This window comes from Pseudorhodobacter wandonensis, assembly GCF_001202035.1.
Classification (GTDB): domain Bacteria; phylum Pseudomonadota; class Alphaproteobacteria; order Rhodobacterales; family Rhodobacteraceae; genus Pseudorhodobacter; species Pseudorhodobacter wandonensis.
In genome coordinates this window covers 167,249-184,076 of sequence record NZ_LGHT01000031.1, presented here as the reverse complement: position 1 = coordinate 184,076, position 16,828 = coordinate 167,249, and the positions used below count along the sequence as shown (strand labels likewise).

At 57.9% G+C, this 16,828-nt stretch carries 13 protein-coding genes and 1 riboswitch; of the genes, 4 read left to right on the top strand and 9 right to left on the bottom strand.

Going from position 1 to position 16,828, the window contains the following annotated elements; genetic code table 11:
- Nucleotides 1-49: 49 nt before the first annotated feature.
- The 4 genes from gcvP to gcvT are packed head-to-tail and all read right to left on the bottom strand — an operon-like array spanning nucleotide 50 to nucleotide 4,767.
- Entirely contained in the window at nucleotides 50-2,893 is a 2,844-nt protein-coding gene (gcvP, locus tag AKU79_RS09490) for an aminomethyl-transferring glycine dehydrogenase (RefSeq protein ID WP_050523506.1), read from the bottom strand.
- A 14-nt stretch (nucleotides 2,894-2,907) separates the two neighbouring features.
- Nucleotides 2,908-3,258 carry a VOC family protein gene (locus tag AKU79_RS09485; protein ID WP_050523340.1) on the bottom strand — a complete coding sequence of 117 codons (351 nt, stop codon included), beginning with the start codon at nucleotides 3,256-3,258 and terminating at the stop codon, nucleotides 2,908-2,910.
- Entirely contained in the window at nucleotides 3,255-3,614 is a 360-nt protein-coding gene (gcvH, locus tag AKU79_RS09480) for a glycine cleavage system protein GcvH (RefSeq protein WP_050523505.1), read from the bottom strand. Before gcvH ends, AKU79_RS09485 begins: the two co-directional genes overlap by 4 nt.
- Nucleotides 3,615-3,642: 28 nt before the next feature.
- On the bottom strand, nucleotides 3,643-4,767 hold the full coding sequence (gene gcvT, locus AKU79_RS09475) for a glycine cleavage system aminomethyltransferase GcvT (RefSeq protein ID WP_050523504.1): 1,125 nt from the start codon (nucleotides 4,765-4,767) through the stop codon (nucleotides 3,643-3,645).
- Nucleotides 4,768-4,920: 153 nt separating this feature from the next.
- Nucleotides 4,921-5,022, bottom strand: a riboswitch (glycine riboswitch).
- Nucleotides 5,023-5,096: 74 nt separating this feature from the next.
- Between gcvT and AKU79_RS09470 the strand changes: the two genes are divergently transcribed.
- Nucleotides 5,097-5,663 (top strand): gamma-glutamylcyclotransferase family protein, encoded by a 567-nt coding sequence (locus AKU79_RS09470; RefSeq protein WP_050523339.1) that lies wholly within the window; start codon nucleotides 5,097-5,099, stop codon nucleotides 5,661-5,663.
- A 143-nt stretch (nucleotides 5,664-5,806) separates the two neighbouring features.
- Here the strand turns inward: AKU79_RS09470 and AKU79_RS09465 are convergent, their stop codons facing one another.
- From AKU79_RS09465 to gltX, 3 genes are all read right to left on the bottom strand, one after another.
- Entirely contained in the window at nucleotides 5,807-6,520 is a 714-nt protein-coding gene (locus AKU79_RS09465) for a hypothetical protein (protein ID WP_156209626.1), read from the bottom strand.
- 496 nt (nucleotides 6,521-7,016) lie between these two features.
- Complete coding sequence (locus AKU79_RS09455; RefSeq protein ID WP_050523336.1) at nucleotides 7,017-7,547, bottom strand: DUF1993 domain-containing protein; 531 nt, start codon at nucleotides 7,545-7,547, stop codon at nucleotides 7,017-7,019.
- A 489-nt stretch (nucleotides 7,548-8,036) separates the two neighbouring features.
- Nucleotides 8,037-9,371, bottom strand: coding sequence for a glutamate--tRNA ligase (gene gltX, locus AKU79_RS09445; protein WP_050523334.1), 1,335 nt, complete (start codon nucleotides 9,369-9,371; stop codon nucleotides 8,037-8,039).
- 353 nt (nucleotides 9,372-9,724) lie between these two features.
- Here gltX and AKU79_RS09440 point away from each other — a divergent pair, with 353 nt between their 5' ends.
- A complete protein-coding gene (locus AKU79_RS09440; protein WP_156209624.1) occupies nucleotides 9,725-10,681 on the top strand; it encodes a 1-phosphofructokinase family hexose kinase in 957 nt (318 codons plus the stop codon).
- Nucleotides 10,682-10,739: 58 nt separating this feature from the next.
- Here the strand turns inward: AKU79_RS09440 and AKU79_RS09435 are convergent, their stop codons facing one another.
- Nucleotides 10,740-12,398, bottom strand: a complete 1,659-nt coding sequence (locus AKU79_RS09435) for an NAD+ synthase (protein ID WP_050523333.1) — start codon at nucleotides 12,396-12,398, stop codon at nucleotides 10,740-10,742.
- Between the two features lie 170 nt (nucleotides 12,399-12,568).
- Between AKU79_RS09435 and AKU79_RS09430 the strand changes: the two genes are divergently transcribed.
- Nucleotides 12,569-14,014 (top strand): 2-isopropylmalate synthase, encoded by a 1,446-nt coding sequence (locus AKU79_RS09430; protein ID WP_050523332.1) that lies wholly within the window; start codon nucleotides 12,569-12,571, stop codon nucleotides 14,012-14,014.
- Nucleotides 14,015-14,115: 101 nt separating this feature from the next.
- On the opposite strand, the gene AKU79_RS09425 is transcribed toward AKU79_RS09430, so the two are convergent.
- Entirely contained in the window at nucleotides 14,116-14,781 is a 666-nt protein-coding gene (locus tag AKU79_RS09425; protein WP_050523331.1) for an SDR family NAD(P)-dependent oxidoreductase, read from the bottom strand.
- A 299-nt stretch (nucleotides 14,782-15,080) separates the two neighbouring features.
- Here AKU79_RS09425 and AKU79_RS09415 point away from each other — a divergent pair, with 299 nt between their 5' ends.
- Entirely contained in the window at nucleotides 15,081-16,658 is a 1,578-nt protein-coding gene (locus AKU79_RS09415) for a 2-isopropylmalate synthase (protein WP_050523329.1), read from the top strand.
- The last annotated feature ends 170 nt before the right edge of the window (nucleotides 16,659-16,828 follow it).

Genomic DNA, 16,828 nt, shown 5'->3' with positions numbered 1-16,828 from the left:
GTTTTCAAGCCCGCACGGCAGGCAAGCCGGGGCGAACCCCGGCCCCTATTTACTCGGCAGCATCCTCATAGGCAGAAAGCGGCGGGCAGGTGCAAATCAGATTGCGGTCGCCATGCACGTTGTCAACACGGCCCACGGGTGGCCAGTATTTATCAACGCGGAATGCACCGGGCGGAAAGCACGCAGCCTCGCGGCTATACTTGCGGTCCCATTCGGCAACCAAATCGTTCACCGTATGCGGCGCATGGCGCAGCGGGCTATCTTCGGCCGAAATATCACCGTCTTGCACTGACTGGATCTCGGCCCGAATAGCCAAAAGCGCGGTGATAAAGCGGTCAATCTCGGCCTTTGTCTCGCTCTCGGTAGGTTCAACCATCAGCGTGCCCGCCACGGGCCAAGACATCGTTGGCGCGTGAAAGCCGTTATCAATCAGACGCTTGGCAATATCATCCACCGTCACACCGCAATCGCCAAAGGGACGTGTATCCAGAATACACTCATGCGCCACCCGCCCCTTGTTACCCATAAACAAGATCGGATAAGCGCCGTTCAGCCGTGCCGCAATATAGTTGGCATTCAAAATCGCCACCTTCGTCGCCTGCGTCAGCCCCTCGCCGCCCATCATCAGGCAATAGGCCCATGAAATCAGCAAGATAGACGCCGACCCGTATGGCGCCGCCGAAACTGCACCCTCTTCCAGCCCCGCAACCTCTGTATGCCCCGGCAAGTATGGCGCCAAATGCGCACCAACCCCGATCGGCCCCATGCCCGGCCCACCGCCGCCATGCGGAATGGCAAAGGTTTTGTGCAGGTTCAAATGGCTTACATCGCCGCCAATCCGCCCCGGTTTCACCAACCCCACCAGCGCGTTCATATTCGCGCCGTCGATGTAAACCTGCCCACCGTGGTCATGCGTAATCTTGCACACCTCGCGCACGGTTTCCTCAAACACCCCATGCGTGGAAGGATAGGTAATCATGCAGGCCGCCAGTTTGTCACCCGCCGCCGCCGCCTTATCGCGGAAATCATCCAGATCAACATCCCCATTCGGTGCCGATTTCACCACCACAACCTTCATCCCCGCCATCTGCGCCGATGCCGGATTGGTGCCGTGCGCCGATGTCGGGATCAGGCAAATATCGCGGTCTGCCCCGCCATTCGCACGGTGATAGGCCTGAATGGTCAACAGCCCCGCATATTCGCCCTGCGCACCCGAATTGGGCTGCATGCTCATCGCGTCATAGCCGGTAATCTCGCACAGCTTGGCCGACAGATCGTCAATCGCCTCTTTATAGCCCAGCGCCTGATCGGCCGGCACAAACGGGTGCAAGCTGCCAAATTCGGGCCAAGTGATCGGCATCATTTCCGCCGCCGCGTTCAGCTTCATCGTGCAAGAGCCCAGCGGAATCATTGCGCGGTCCAGCGCCAAGTCACGGTCGGAAAGCCTGCGCATATAGCGCATCATTTCCGATTCCGCGCGGTTCATATGAAACACCGGATGGGTCAGATAGGCGCTTTCGCGCACCATCGCATCGGGAAAGCCCAGCTCGGCCCGATGGGGCGGCACGCCTTCGATGCCAAAGGCCCGCAGAACCGCAATCAAAACCTTTTCATCCGTGGTTTCATCCAGTGAAATCCCTACGCGATCAGTGCCGATTTTACGGAAATTCAGGCCCTCTTGGCGGGCTGCGGCCAGAATACCCGCTTGGCCCACGCCCACCTCGACGGTGATCGTATCAAAAAACGCATCGGGCGACACTTTGGCCCCCGCGGCCTTTAGTGCGCGCCCCAGACGTACAGCCGAAAAATGCACACGCTCGGCAATCGCACGCAGGCCCTTTGGCCCATGAAACACTGCATAGAATGACGCCATAACAGCCAGCAAAGCCTGCGCTGTGCAAACGTTGGACGTGGCCTTTTCACGGCGAATATGCTGCTCGCGGGTTTGCAGCGACAAACGATAGGCGGTGTTGCCGCGGCTATCGATAGATACGCCAACAATCCGCCCCGGCATCGAACGCTTCAGCCCGTCCTGACAGGCCATAAACGCCGCATGCGGCCCGCCATACCCCATCGGCACGCCAAAGCGCTGGCTGGACCCGATGGCAATATCGGCCCCCATCGCTCCGGGTTCCTTTAGCATCGTCAGCGCCAGCAAATCGGTCGCCACAACAGCAATCGCCTTGGCTGCGTGCAGCGCCGCAATCTGGTCGGTATAATCCGTCACATGGCCGAAAGTGCCGGGATATTGGAAAATCCCGCCAAACACCGCGCCTGCGTCAATCGCCATCGGGTCGCCGACGATCACCTTGATGCCCAAAGGTGCGGCACGGGTTTTAATCACCTCAATGGTTTGCGGATGGCAGTTGCGATCCACGAAAAAGCCGCGTGCCTTGGATTTGGCAGAGCGCTCGGCCATGGTCATCGCCTCGGCCGCCGCCGTCGCCTCATCCAACAAGCTGGCATTGGCTACGGGCAGGCCGGTCAAATCGGCAACCATGGTTTGATAGTTCAACAAAGCCTCTAGCCGGCCCTGCGCGATTTCGGGCTGATAGGGCGTATAGGCCGTGTACCACGCCGGATTCTCCAAGATATTGCGCTGAATGGCAGGCGGCGTGACTGTACCGTAATAACCCTGCCCGATCAGGCTGGTCATCACCTTGTTCTTGGCCGCCACGCCGCGCATTTTGGCAAGCAGTTCATGTTCGGCCAGTGGCGCCCAACCCAAAGGGGTTTTTTGCTGGATCGAGGCGGGGATGGTTTCATCCATCAACGCATCCAAACTTGCGGCACCGACAACCCGCAGCATCTCGTCCATCTCTTCGGGTGATGGGCCGATATGGCGGCGATTGGCAAAATCATAGGTGTTATAGGCAACAGGCGTATAGGTCATTTTGATCGCTCCGATCACTCATGGCACAAGATGTTGATCACGGTCCCCACAGGGTCACGCAAATAGAAACGGCGCACACCCCACGGCTCGGTCACAGGGCCGTAAATCGGGGTGGCACCAAGGGCCTCGGCCTTTGCCAAGACCGCGTCCAAATCATCAACCTCAATGGAAAACGTGGGAACCTCGGTTCCCGATCCGCCTTCCGAGGCGAAACTCACCTGCACTGTTTGCCGCCCGGTTCCGGTCAGGGTGGTGATAAACCCAAGGTCCATCGCCACCTCCAGCCCCAATAGCTGCGTATAGAACGCGGCCACCTCCTGCGGCTTGTACACCGCAAGATTGGCAACAATGCGTAAAACGGTCATCCGATCAAATCGTTGTATTCATCTTCGGTCATGAAATCATCAAGCACAGAAAGGTCATCAACCTTCAGCTTGAAAAACCACGCCTCACCCGTCGGGTCGTCATTCACCATACCCGGCTTGTCCGACAGCGCGTCATTCACCGCGACAATCTCGCCATCGATAGGTGCCAGAATATCCGAGGCCGCCTTGACAGATTCGATCACCACAACTTCGTCACCCGTGGCAACCATGGTCTCGATCTCGGGCAATTCGACAAAGACAACATCGCCCAATTGCGTCGCCGCATGCTCGGTAATGCCAACGACAACAAGGTCGCCCTCAACGCGCAGCCACTCGTGATCTTCAGTATATTTCATCATCGCTTCGTTCCCTGGTGAAAAATAATCAACGTTTGTAGGTAGATACACGGAATGGCAGGGTCGCAACCGTAACTGGCAACCGCTTGCCCCGCACCTCTCCCCAAAGCTGCGTACCTGCGGCCGACAGCGCGCTTGGCACATAACCCATCGCAATCGGCGCCTCGACCGATGGCCCGAACCCGCCCGAGGTTACACGCCCGACAGCCGTGCCGCCCTCGGCAGCAGCAAACAGCTCAACGCCCTCGCGCATCGGGGCCCGCCCGTCAGGCCGCAACCCCACACGCAGCCGCGCAGGCCCGTCGGCCAGTTGCGGCAAAATCACCTCGGCGCCGGGAAAACCGCCCGCGCGCGCGCCTTCGCGCCGCGCCTTCTGAATGGCCCAGGTCAGCCCCGCCTCAACCGGTGTCACAGTGGTGTCCATGTCATGGCCGTAAAGGCACAGCCCCGCCTCCAGCCGCAAACTGTCGCGCGCGCCCAGACCAATCGGCGCCACAGCCGGATGCGCCAACAGCGCCTTGACCAACCCGACGGCACCCGCGTTCGGCACCGAAATCTCGAACCCGTCCTCGCCGGTATAGCCCGAGCGCGAAATCCACAGCTCGCCAAAGACCGAATGCGCGGTGATCACATCCATGAACCGCATGGCCATCACGGCAGGGATCATCCCCGAAATCGCAGTCTCGGCGGCAGGCCCCTGCAGCGCGATCAGCGCACGGTCTGTCTGCTCTTCCACCTCGGCCACATCTGACAAACAGGCCCGCATATGCGCAATATCGCCCACCTTGCAGCCCGCATTGACCACAACAAACCAATGATCGCCCCGATTGGCAAACATCAGATCGTCAATAATCCCGCCACTGTCAGTGGTGAACAACCCATAGCGCTGCCGCCCTTCGGGCAGACCCGCAACGGCCACCGGCATCATCGCCTCCAGCCCGGCTACCAGCGCGTCCATGCCCGCCTTGGGGCGCAAAATCACCTGCCCCATATGGCTCACATCAAACAAGCCCGCCTGCGCGCGACAATGCAAATGCTCTTTCAACACCCCCATCGGGTATTGCACGGGCATCTCATAACCCGCAAACGGCACCATCTTGGCACCCAATTCCACATGTAAATCAAACAACCCCGTCCGCGCCAGTTCGGTCATACAACCCCCAAAACCACGCCGGAAATCCCCGGCACCCTGCGGACAGGCCAATCCCACCCGCAAAATGCCCCCTCTGTCCTTGCCCACCAAAGGGCGCCTGAGATCGTTATCCCTTCGGCGGGTGTTCGCAAAAACACCACTCTCCAGAGTCCACCACCAGAACCGGTCCTTTTGCCTGAGAGTTTACCGGGGCGGTTGCTCCTTCGGCACCAGAACAGGGCTTGCGCCCAGACCGGATTCTCCCGATCCTGATGGCAAATACCTAGCCGACCTGCCCCCCACGTGGCAAGCCCGAAAACCAAACCGACCGCACAGATACGGAAACCGACATGCAGCAACAGGTCTTTGCGCCAAAACACTTCTTCGGCTACGGCTCTCTCGTGAACCGCGCCACCCACACCTACCCGAATGCCGCACAGGCAAGCCTTGCCGGATGGCGCCGCACATGGGTCCACACCCCTGTCCGCCCCCTCGCCTTTTTGTCGGTGGAACCCGATCCCAACACCACGATTCAAGGCCTGATTGCCCATGTGCCCAACGGCGATTGGGCAGCGCTGGATGCCCGCGAGCATGGCTATAACCGCCATTTGGCCGAGGCCCGCCTGTCCTGCAACACCCCCCACCCGATTCAGGTCTATGCCGTGCCGCAAACGCAGACCGATAATACCGCCCACCCGATCTTGCTCAGCTATATCGACGTGGTGGTCCAAGGCTTCTTGCGCGAATTCGGGGCAAAAGGCGCCGAGGATTTTTTCGCCACCACCACAGGCTGGCATGCCCCCATCATCAACGACCGCAACGCGCCGCAATACCCAAGAGCGCAGCGGTTGACCGATGCAGAAACAGCCGTGGTCGATGCCGGCCTGTCAAACTTGGGCGCAACCCTAATGACTTGATCCCTCATCAACTTGGCCACCCCGCCCACAAAATCAGCCGCATCACGCGGCCAAAACGGGCTTTTTCATGCTAAATTGGCCAAGGTCAGCAGTGCGGCCAACCTCCAGCCTCTGGGCCGCGCATCTTTTGGGAAAAACCGTTTCTAGAACGGCATGGCACTATGAACTCCAAACCAATACTTCATGTCGGGCAACCCTTTGACGTCCGCGCGTGGAAGATACACAAAATTGATGCCAAATATTAAAGCCGACGACAGCATGACCCTGCCATTCCCGTCACCCAGCACGATCGGATAGCCGAGCCGCGGATCCTGATCTTTTTCCATTTGATCTACCAACATCATGGCGTCTTCAATCGACGTGGTAAACGGCGTCTGGCTCAACTCCTCAAAAGCTTCGGCTGTGCCACGGATCACGGTCTCCAAAGTCGGGCCATCTTTTGACGTTCTAAAACCCAAACTTGGTATATGGGCCGTAACTACCAACACGTTTTGCTTTTGTTGCAAATAGCTTACCGTCAACTGTCGCGCTTCGTCGGTGTACTGATAGAACTTTACATCTTTTAGGCTTGGGTATGCCGTTTCAACGGCTTCAAATGACCGCTGCAAATTCGCGCGATAATCCGCAATTTCTGAACGGCCCGCTTTGTTCCAAAGCCAACTCTCAAAAAGCACCGCGTCTTGCTTCTTATAGTTCTCTTTCACGTCGTTCATCGTGACGCTGGGCGCGATAGCCGCTGGCCTCAAATCAAACTTCGCTTGACGCAGCGATTGATGCAATTCTGCCGCCGTTACCGGAACTGTCTGCTCGGCAGGAAGCGCCAAAAGATGGAAGAGTAGAATTGCAACGTCTTTCACATCGGCACCTATCGTTAACTCAACTGAATTCAGGTTCCCTACCGATAGAGAATGACGGTAATAGGGCGAGAAACCGACGATTTCCCATCACGCACCAATACTCCGCCCCAACGCTTCATACGCCGAACCGCGCACTATAGCCCAATTGGCCAAGAACGGCACCCAAAGCCGTGGCCCGTTCCGGCCTTGGCGCGTATCGCAAGGCATATCTGAAGTTTGCCCGCCAAGCTGTTCTAACCAAGCGCCGCCAAGCCCGCAGAACCAACCTTCATTCAGTCAAAATGCTGGATTTGACCACCACCATGCCCTTCAGGGGCAAGCCAAAGTTGCGTTGCAACGCCAAACTTGGCTTTGGGTCTGATGCGGCCATGCTTGGATTTATTGTGCAAGGACAGCTTGGCGGGACGAAGTGCGCCATACCATTGACCGATCTGACTGGCGGCGATTTGTGTTTACGCGTTTCGCAGTGCAGGCCATGCGATAAGTAAAATTCAAACTACCGCAGATCTACGCGCAGTTGGCCCGAGAAATCGACCTTCCCGATCGGCACGCCGCGCGTGCGCAATATGTCGTAGGCCGTGACCGCATGGAAGTAAAAGTTCGGCAGCAAAAATGACAGAAGGTAGGTTTCAGATCTAAATGCAGACCTCTGGGGATTTGTGTGTATTTGCATGTCAAGTTTCTTTCCTGACCATGCATTAACCTCGGCCGGCACGAACTCCGCCAACGCGGCCTCCGTCTTTGCGATCCTGCTCCGCAGACCGCTGAAAGGGATCGCTCCAACAAGCTCAGGTGGGTTGAAGGCTCCCTGCCTGATGGCGTCCAGCCCCCAGACAGAATAGTTATCCACGCATTCGATCTGAAACCAGAACGGCGCCATATCCGACACCAGACGTGCTTCCACCAAGTCATCCGGATCAATTCCGACCTCAGAGCAATGCACGACTGCCTTATCGAGGCACAGCCCGATTGCACGCACCGTTTGCAAGTACGTCGGCACACTCAAATCGAAAAGAGATGTTGTCATGCGCAAAGTATGCCAATGTGGCGGCCCTCAGGCAATCCCCAAAGCGGGCGTCTGTGCGTGCCATCGCACTGGTCGCACCAAGCCTATTCTGTGAACAAACTCAACACTTCCGGCAAACGGGCCAGATTGGCAGCATAACTTCCTTCAAAGACGGACTCTTGCAAACAGCGGTTACGAAGGGGCCTTTGATGAGGACAGCGCTCCAAGTTTTCGAGGCAATTTTCGCGGGGCAGAATTATCCAACAGAATAAACTCTAACCTGCCGTTCGCGGCACACGCACAGCGCCTCCAAAACCACAGCTTGTTCAATGGCCAGCAAGCGGCAAACGTAAGATAGCTTTCAGCGAACCAATCCCACCCGCCCCCTGCACAGTTTGTCTGCGTACAAACGTTAACATCTGGTAAACGAAAATAGGATTTATATTATATGTCAGTCACTTAAAAGAACGTCCGCGCGCGGTCATCTGGCCAAAACCGCGCGCGCTTGTCTTATCCCTTCGCGCGGATAACCTGCAGCAAAGGCATCACATCGGCCATTTCCGGGCCATGGGCCTGGCCTGTCAAAGCCTTGCGAAGCGGCATGAACAAGCCTTTGCCTTTGCGGCCCGTCGCCTCTTTTACCGCCGCGGTCCAGTCTTTCCACGTCTCGGGCCCGAACGGCATTTCAGGCAGCAGACCCATCGCCTGCGCGATAAATTCGCGGTCTTCATCATCAATCAGCGGCTCGGCCCCATCACGGAACAGCTGCCACCAGCCCTCCAGATCGTTCAGCACCGTGATATTTTCCTTGGCAACCCGCCAGAACCCTTCACGCAGGCCTTCAGGCACGCCAAGTGCCGCGATCCGCTCGGCCACCGCATCAAAAGGCAGGCCCTGAACATAGGAACGGGTCAGCGGGAACAGGTCTTCTTTATCGAACTTTGTCGGCGCGGCGCCAAAGCTGCCGATATCAAACCCGTCCATCAATTCCTGATGGCTGCCCGCAATCTCGACCGGTTTCGACGAACCCAACCGCGCCATCAATGACAGCAAGGCCAGCGGCTCGACCCCTTGCGCCCGCAAATCACGCAGCGATAGCGTGCCCAGACGTTTAGAAAGCGCCTCACCCTGCGGGCCGGTTAGCAAGGAATGGTGCGCGAAATCGGGGGGCGTGCCACCCATCGCTTTCATAATCTGAATTTGCGTCGCCGTGTTCGTCACGTGATCGGCCCCGCGCACAATAAAGGTCACGCCCATATCGATATCATCAACCGAAGAGGCAAAAGTGTACAAAACCTGCCCATCCGCGCGGATAAGAACCGGGTCGGACACGCTTGCCGCATCAATCGACACCGGCCCCAAAATACCGTCCGGCCATTCAATGCGCTCCAGATCCAGCTTGAACCGCCAGTAACCGGGGTTGGTTTCGCGCAGCTTGTCCTTTTCGGCCTCGGACAAATGCATCGAAGCACGGTCGTAAACCGGCGGCTTGTGCATGTTCAGCAGTTTCTTGCGCTTCAGGTCCAGATCGGTCGGGCTTTCAAAACACTCGTAGAATCTGCTCGCTGATTTCAGTTCTTCGGCGGCCTCGCGGTACCGCTCGATGCGCAAGGATTGCTTTTCAACGCGGTCCCAAGTCAGGCCCAGCCACTCCAGATCTTCCATCAGCCCGTCAGCATATTCCTGCTTGGAGCGTTCCTGATCGGTATCGTCGAGGCGCAAGATAAAAGTGCCACCCGATTTGCGGGCGATCATCCAGTTCATCAAAGCCGTGCGAAGGTTGCCCACGTGGATATATCCGGTAGGCGACGGGGCGAAACGTGTAATTGTGGGGCGCGTGGTCATAATTTTGCTCTCCTGATCTCCGCTGATCTGTCACATAGCCCTATGATTGTCCATATCGCACCCCAAAACCGGCGGCAGGAATGTGTTTTCCTGGGGGGCCATTGATGGCAGCGAACTGCGCCCGCACTATATCCATCAAGGCCCATCCCGACGCCCTGCATAGCCACAAGCGCATAAAAGACATCAGAAAATTTCCTGAAAAGCTCTGTGCGGGAATGGCGCTATCTCTGTCGGGGTCGTCCTTCGGGGCAAATGCACTTTATACGCGAGTTTCTTCTTGACCAGTCGTTGCCATGCGGCCCTTAGTCTGCCATGTTATTAAGTTATTGCTGTCGCAGACAAAAGGCCAACCAATGGGCGACATCCACCCCCTTATTCTGACCGTAACGCTGAATCCTGCGCTTGATTTAAGCACCGAAGTTGCGCAGGTAAGCGCCGGCCCTAAGCTGCGATGCGCCGCTCCCCATCTGGATCCAGGTGGCGGTGGGATCAATATCAGCCGCGCGATTGCCGCGATGGGCGGGCAATCCACAGCTTTGGTGGCACTGGGCGGGGTTATGGGGGTGCGCCTGACCAGCCTGTTGACCGAGCAAGGCATTCAACTTTCCCAACTGACGGCTCCGGGCGAAACCCGACTCAGCTTTTCTGTGACCGATCAGGGCAGCGGCGCACAATATCGCTTTGTAATGCCGGGCCCGGTCTGGTCGCAAATACAGGTCAACGCGGCCCAACAGGCAATTGCCCTGGCGATGCAAGCGGGGGGCTATGTTGTTTACAGTGGCAGCCAACCCCCTGGCTTTCCTGATGATTTCATCGCCAAACTTTCCTCGTCATTGCCCCACTCGGCGCGGTTGATCGTTGATACTTCCGGTGGGCCGCTGCTGGCGGCCACCAACGCAACCCATGCCAGGCTCGACGTGCTAAGGATGGATAGCGAAGAGGCCGAAGCCGTGGCAAAAACCGCTTTGACCAGCCGTCAGGACAGCGCAGATTTTGCGCAAAAACTGGCACTGCGCGGGGTTGCAAACCGCGTCATCATCGCGCGCGGGGCAGATGGCTCGGTTATGGCCACACCGGATGAACGCTGGTTTTGTACCGCGGCCAAGGTACCGGTGGTGAGCAAGATCGGCGCTGGCGACAGTTTCGTCGCGGGCTTTGTGCTGGCCATGTCACGCGGCCAATCTGATGTCGAGGCGCTGGCCCAAGGGGTTGCCGCAGCGTCGGCGGCAGTCATGACCCCCGCAACCGAACTCTGCCGCGCCTCGGATGTGATCGACCTGCTTGACCAATGCAGCGTGACAAGGTGCTAAGGCGCTTGGCCACCCGAAGGCCGCGCCCGTGCTACTTCGGCTGATTTACGGCTAATGCCTAGCTTTCATCCCGCCAACGGTTCACAATCGGATAACGCCGGTCAAGCCAGAAGGCCCGACGTGTCAGCCGCGTACCGGGGGCTGCCTGAAAGCGTTTATATTCCGATAGATAGACCAGCTTTTCGACCTTTTTGACAGTGTCACGGTCATAACCGCCTGCAACCAGATCGCTGACCGACACGTCATTATCGACCAAGCCCTCTAAAATCGCATCCAATACAGGGTACGGCGGCAGGCTGTCTTCGTCTTTCTGGTCAGGGCGCAGCTCTGCCGAAGGCGGTTTGTCGATAATCCGCGGGGGGATCACCTCGCCCGCGACACCCATCATCCAGTCACGGTGATTGGCATTGCGCCAGCGGCAGGTTTCAAACACGCGGGTTTTATAAAGGTCTTTGATCGGGTTATAACCGCCCGCCATATCGCCATAAATCGTGCAATATCCAACCGCGACCTCGGATTTATTGCCCGTGGTCAACAGCATTTCGCCAAACTTGTTCGACATCGCCATCAGCAGCAGCCCGCGCAAACGCGACTGGATGTTTTCCTCGGTCAAATCGGCCTTACGCCCTGCAAACAGCGGTGCAAGCGTATTGGTGATCGCGTTCCGCCCCTCGGCGATTGGCACGAAATCGTAGGTGCAGCCCAAACGGGTAGCACAATCCTTGGCATCTTCAAGGCTATCCTCGGACGTATACTCCGACGGCAGCATCACACAGCGCACGTTTTCGGGCCCAATCGCATCAGCGGCGATTGTGGCGACAAGTGCCGAATCGATCCCACCCGACATGCCCAGCAGCACGCGCTTGAAACCAGATTTCCCCAGATAATCGCGCAAAGACAACACCATCGCGTGATAGTCTGCCTCCCACGCGTCGGGTTGCTTTACCCGCTCACCCTGCTCGGCGCGCCAGCCATCGGACGTCTTGACGAAATCGACATGCGTGATCGCGGTTTCAAACGCCGGCATCTGCACAGCCAGTTTGCCCCCTTGGTTCAGCACAAAAGACGCGCCATCAAACACCTGATCATCCTGCCCGCCAACCATGTTCAGATAGACCAGCGGCAGACCGGTTTCCACCACACGGGCGACCATGATAGTCTGCCGCACCGCCAGCTTATCGCGGTAATAGGGCGAGCCATTTGGCACCAGCAAAATCTCAGCCCCCGATTCCGCGTGGGTTTCGGCAACGTCTGCATACCAGCTGTCTTCGCATATCGGAGAGCCGATCCGCAGCGGCCCCACACGGTATGGGCCATTCACATCAGCCGAGGAATACAGGCGTTTTTCATCAAAAACACTGTCATTTGGCAGGTGATGCTTTAGCACAGTCGCCGAAATCCTACCGTCTTGCAGAATGAAATAGGCGTTGTACAGCCGCCCCGCCTGAAACAGCGGGCCACCAATACCCAGTGCGGGCCCATCAGCACATTCAACTGCCAGCCCCTCAATCGCGGCGATGCAATCGTCGATGAACCGCGGGCGCTGCACGAGATCTTGGATTTGGTACCCTGTGATAAACATCTCGGGCAGCGCGACCATCTGCGCGCCTGCATCCCGTCCCGCTTGCCATGCTTGCTGCGCAGCTTTGGCATTTGCGGCAATGGCGCCAACGGTCGGGTTAAGCTGTGCCAGAGTCAGGCGGAAAGTATCGGCCATGCGCGGTCCCTTATCCTTTGTATGGCTTCGGTTTAGCAGACTGACGCGCGAGGGAAAGGGGATCTGTCGCCAAAGCATTTGTTTGGCAACTTGTCAGGGCTTGGGCAGAAGGCTAGGCTTTGCCCAAAGAGGCCGTCGGTGGCGTCCCCAAATGAAAAAAGGAGCGCAACATGAACACAAATGTTTTTGGATGGGCCATCGCTGCGGCTATGCTTGCAGCCCCCAGCCTTGCGCAAGACAGCGTAATCAGCAAACAATATGACGATGGCTCGGTTTATGAAGGCACGTTCAAGGATGGCCGCCAGGATGGCACCGGCACCTATACTTTGCCGAATGGCTATTCCTATACCGGTGATTGGGTTGCCGGCGAAATTCGCGGTAAAGGTATCGCGAATTTTCCCAACGGGTCTATCTATGAGGGCGATTTCGTCGCGGGCAAGCCCGAAGGCAAAGGCAAGATCACCTATCCCGATGGCGGCACTTATGAGGGCGATTGGACCGCGGGCAGCATGACCGGCGAGGGCGTCGCGCGCTATGCCGACGGATCGGTTTATACCGGCAGTTTTGTCAATGCCGTTCATAGCGGAAAAGGTGTGCTCGTTGATGCGGGCGGATACCGGTATGAGGGGGATTGGGTCGCGGGTGAAAAGCAGGGCCGTGGCAAGGTGACCTATCCGGACGGCACGATCTATGACGGCGACCTCGTGCAAGGCCAGCGGCAAGGAACGGGTGTTTTGACGATGCCGGACGGGCTGATCTATACAGGCGAATGGGCGGACGGGCAGATCAATGGCGCGGGCAAGCTGACCCAATCGAACGGCGACGTCTATGAGGGCAGTTTTGTGAATGGCCAGCGGGTCGGAAAGGGCCGCGTGATCTATGCAAATGGCGACCGCTATGAAGGCGACTTTGCCGACGACCAGCGGCATGGCAAAGGCATCTTCAATGGCCCCGACGGCTATGTTTACAGCGGCGACTGGGTGAACGGCCATATTGATGGCAGCGGCACGGTCACCTATCCGGATGGGGCGGTGTATGCGGGCAGTTTCAAAAATGACCAACCCGATGGGATAGGCAAGATAACCTACCCTGACGGCTCTACCTATAACGGCGCTTGGGCGGGCGGCGTGATTGAAGGAAATGGCCGCGCAACCTATGCCAACGGGCAGGTCTATGAGGGTGACTTTGTGGCCGCCCAATATCAGGGAAATGGTATCATGACCTACCCTGACGGCTATCGTTATGAAGGCAGCTGGAAGGCCGGCCTGCGCGATGGTGAAGGCGTCGCGAATTATGTGGATGGCAGCGTTTATACCGGCACTTTCAAAGCAGGCCTGCGCGACGGAAAAGGCAAGGTCGTGATGGCTGACGGCTTTCAATATGAGGGCGACTGGAAGGCTGGCCAGATTGAAGGCATCGGGCTGGCGACCTATCCGAATGGCGACACCTATCAGGGGGCCTTTGTGGCGGGCAAACGGCAAGGGCAAGGGGTTTTGAAATATAGCTCGGGGCAGGAAACGGCGGGTGAGTGGACCAATGGAATCTTGACCGGCCCAGCAAAGGCAAGCGAGGGCGCGGGAGAGGCCACGCCGACCGCGCCGGTTGCAGGGAATTAGGGCTGCGTGACCGCGCGCGGACAATTGCATAACCAATTGATATCAAAAGTATTAACAAAAACGGTTTACCCGATATTAACCTTTGAAACGCGCCCGAACCTTTACCACGGCACGGGCTTGCCTGCCCAATCATAAAACCCGCCCGATTGTGCGGGGCCAAGGGCAGACAGCACGGCAAGCAGGTTTTGCGCCGCCGCCTCGGGTGGGACAGTCGGGTGATGGCCCGCGTATTTGGCTGTAAAGCTGGTTTCCACGGTTCCGGGATGCAGCAGGGCCAGAACGGCCTGTTTGTGACTGCGCGACAGCTCTATCGCGGCGGTGTGGACCAGTTGGTTCAGCGCGGCCTTGGCGCTGCGGTAAGAATACCAGCCGCCCAAACCGTTGTCGCCGATTGACCCAACCCGCGCCGACAAGATGCCCACCCGTACAAGCCTGTCACGTGGCAAATGCGGGATAAGGTGTTTCAGAACCAGCATCGGCCCTATTGCGTTGGTTTGAAACTGCGCAAGCAAACCGGCGGCGGTAACTGCCCGCAAGGATTTTTCAGGCGAATGCGGACCGATTTCCAAAGCGCCCGTGGCGATGAACACCGTATCAAACGGGCCTTGCAGACGCGCCATGCACGCGGCAACGCTGGCCTCATCTGTGATGTCCAGGCCATCCGTGCTGCGTGACAAAGGCGTGACCTGATGCCCCTCGGCGGAAAGCGCGCCAACCAATGCCGCGCCAATGCCGCCTGATGCGCCGACAACCAATGCTTTTGCCATAATCCCCTCCCTTTGCCAAACTGCGACCTAGGGCGATGCGCGGCGGTGACCAGACCAAAGCGCAGGTGAAAACGCGCAGGCACCCGCATTTTAGGGTTTTCATTCGCAAAAGCTTGGGTATAGTCGCCCCCATGGTACAGGAAACGATCATATCCACGACCCACAAGGCGCCTTGCGCCCCTCTTTCCTGTGCGCTTCTCCTTCTTAGCCTCCGTTGAGCGTGCCTTCGGGTGCGACCGCTCAGAGGTGACAAGCGCCCGGAACGCAAAGGCTAACGGAACTTTCAGAGAGATTTTCAAATGACTGACAAAAGCACGCAACCCCGTGTTCTGATTTTTGACACCACGCTGCGCGATGGCGAGCAAAGCCCGGGTGCGACAATGACCCATGACGAAAAGCTGGAGATTGCGGCCAGTCTGGACGAAATGGGCGTGGATATTATCGAGGCAGGGTTTCCGATTGCGTCCGAGGGCGATTTTGCGGCGGTGTCCGAAATTGCACGGCAGGCGAAATCGGCACAGATTTGCGGTTTGGCGCGGGCGAATTTCAAAGATATTGACCGCTGCTGGGAAGCCGTGAAACACGCAAAACGCCCGCGTATTCATACGTTTATCGGCACCTCGCCGCTGCACCGCGCCATTCCGAACCTGACCATGGACCAGATGGCCGAGCGTATCCATGAAACCGTGACCCATGCGCGCAACCTGTGCGACAATGTGCAGTGGTCGCCAATGGATGCAACGCGGACCGAGCATGATTACCTGTGCCGCACGGTTGAAATTGCGATCAAGGCCGGGGCGACCACGATCAACATCCCCGACACGGTGGGCTATACCGCGCCGCGCGAAAGTGCCGATCTGATCCGCATGTTGCTGGAGCGTGTGCCGGGGGCGGATAACATCATTTTCGCCACGCATTGCCACAACGATCTGGGCATGGCGACCGCCAACTCGCTGGCCGCAGTTGAGGCTGGCGCGCGGCAGATTGAGTGCACGATCAACGGCTTGGGCGAACGCGCGGGCAACACGGCGCTGGAAGAGGTGGTGATGGCGCTGAAAGTGCGCAATGACATCATGCCCTACCGCACCGGCGTGGACACCACGAAAATCATGGCGATCAGCCGCCGCGTGGCCACGGTTTCGGGCTTTGCCGTGCAGTTCAACAAGGCGATTGTTGGCAAGAACGCCTTTGCGCATGAAAGCGGTATTCATCAGGACGGCATGCTGAAAAACCGCGAGACCTTTGAGGTGATGCGCCCCGAAGATGTGGGCCTGTCGGGCACGTCTTTGCCTTTGGGCAAGCATTCGGGGCGGGCTGCGCTGCGGGCCAAGCTGAAAGATCTGGGCTATGACATGGCCGACAACCAGTTGAACGATGCCTTTGTGCGGTTCAAGGCGCTGGCCGACCGCAAGAAAGAAGTGTTTGACGACGATCTGATCGCGTTGATCCATGATAGTGCGACGGCTGCGGCGCATGACACGTTGCAAGTAAAACGCCTGCGCGTGGTCTGCGGCACCGATGGCCCGCAAGAGGCCGAGCTGACGCTGTCGATCGAAGGCGTGGACCATTCGATTGATGCCACGGGTGACGGGCCAGTGGATGCGGCCTTTAACGCGGTGAAAATGCTGTACCCGCATAAGGCGCGTTTGCAGCTGTATCAGGTGCAGGCGGTGACCGAAGGCACGGATGCGCAGGCGACCGTTTCGGTGCGTTTGGAAGAGGATGGCAACATTTCTACGGGTCAATCGGCCGATACAGATACGATTGTGGCATCGGTGCGGGCCTATGTGAACGCGCTGAACCGCCTGATCGTGCGGCGCGAAAAGGCCGAAATGGGCTATGATACCAAGGGAATCAGCTATCGCGACCAATCGTAAACACACTTTTTTGTGTTTTGTTGGAATTGCAGAAATCAAACAATGGCGGCGTATATTGCGCCGCCATTGTGCGTTTTGAAGCGGTATATTTGCAGTATTGCAACTATGTGGGTTTGCGCGGGGTCGTGCTTGCTTTGGCCAAGCGGCGGGAAGACGCCCATAGCGGTTGG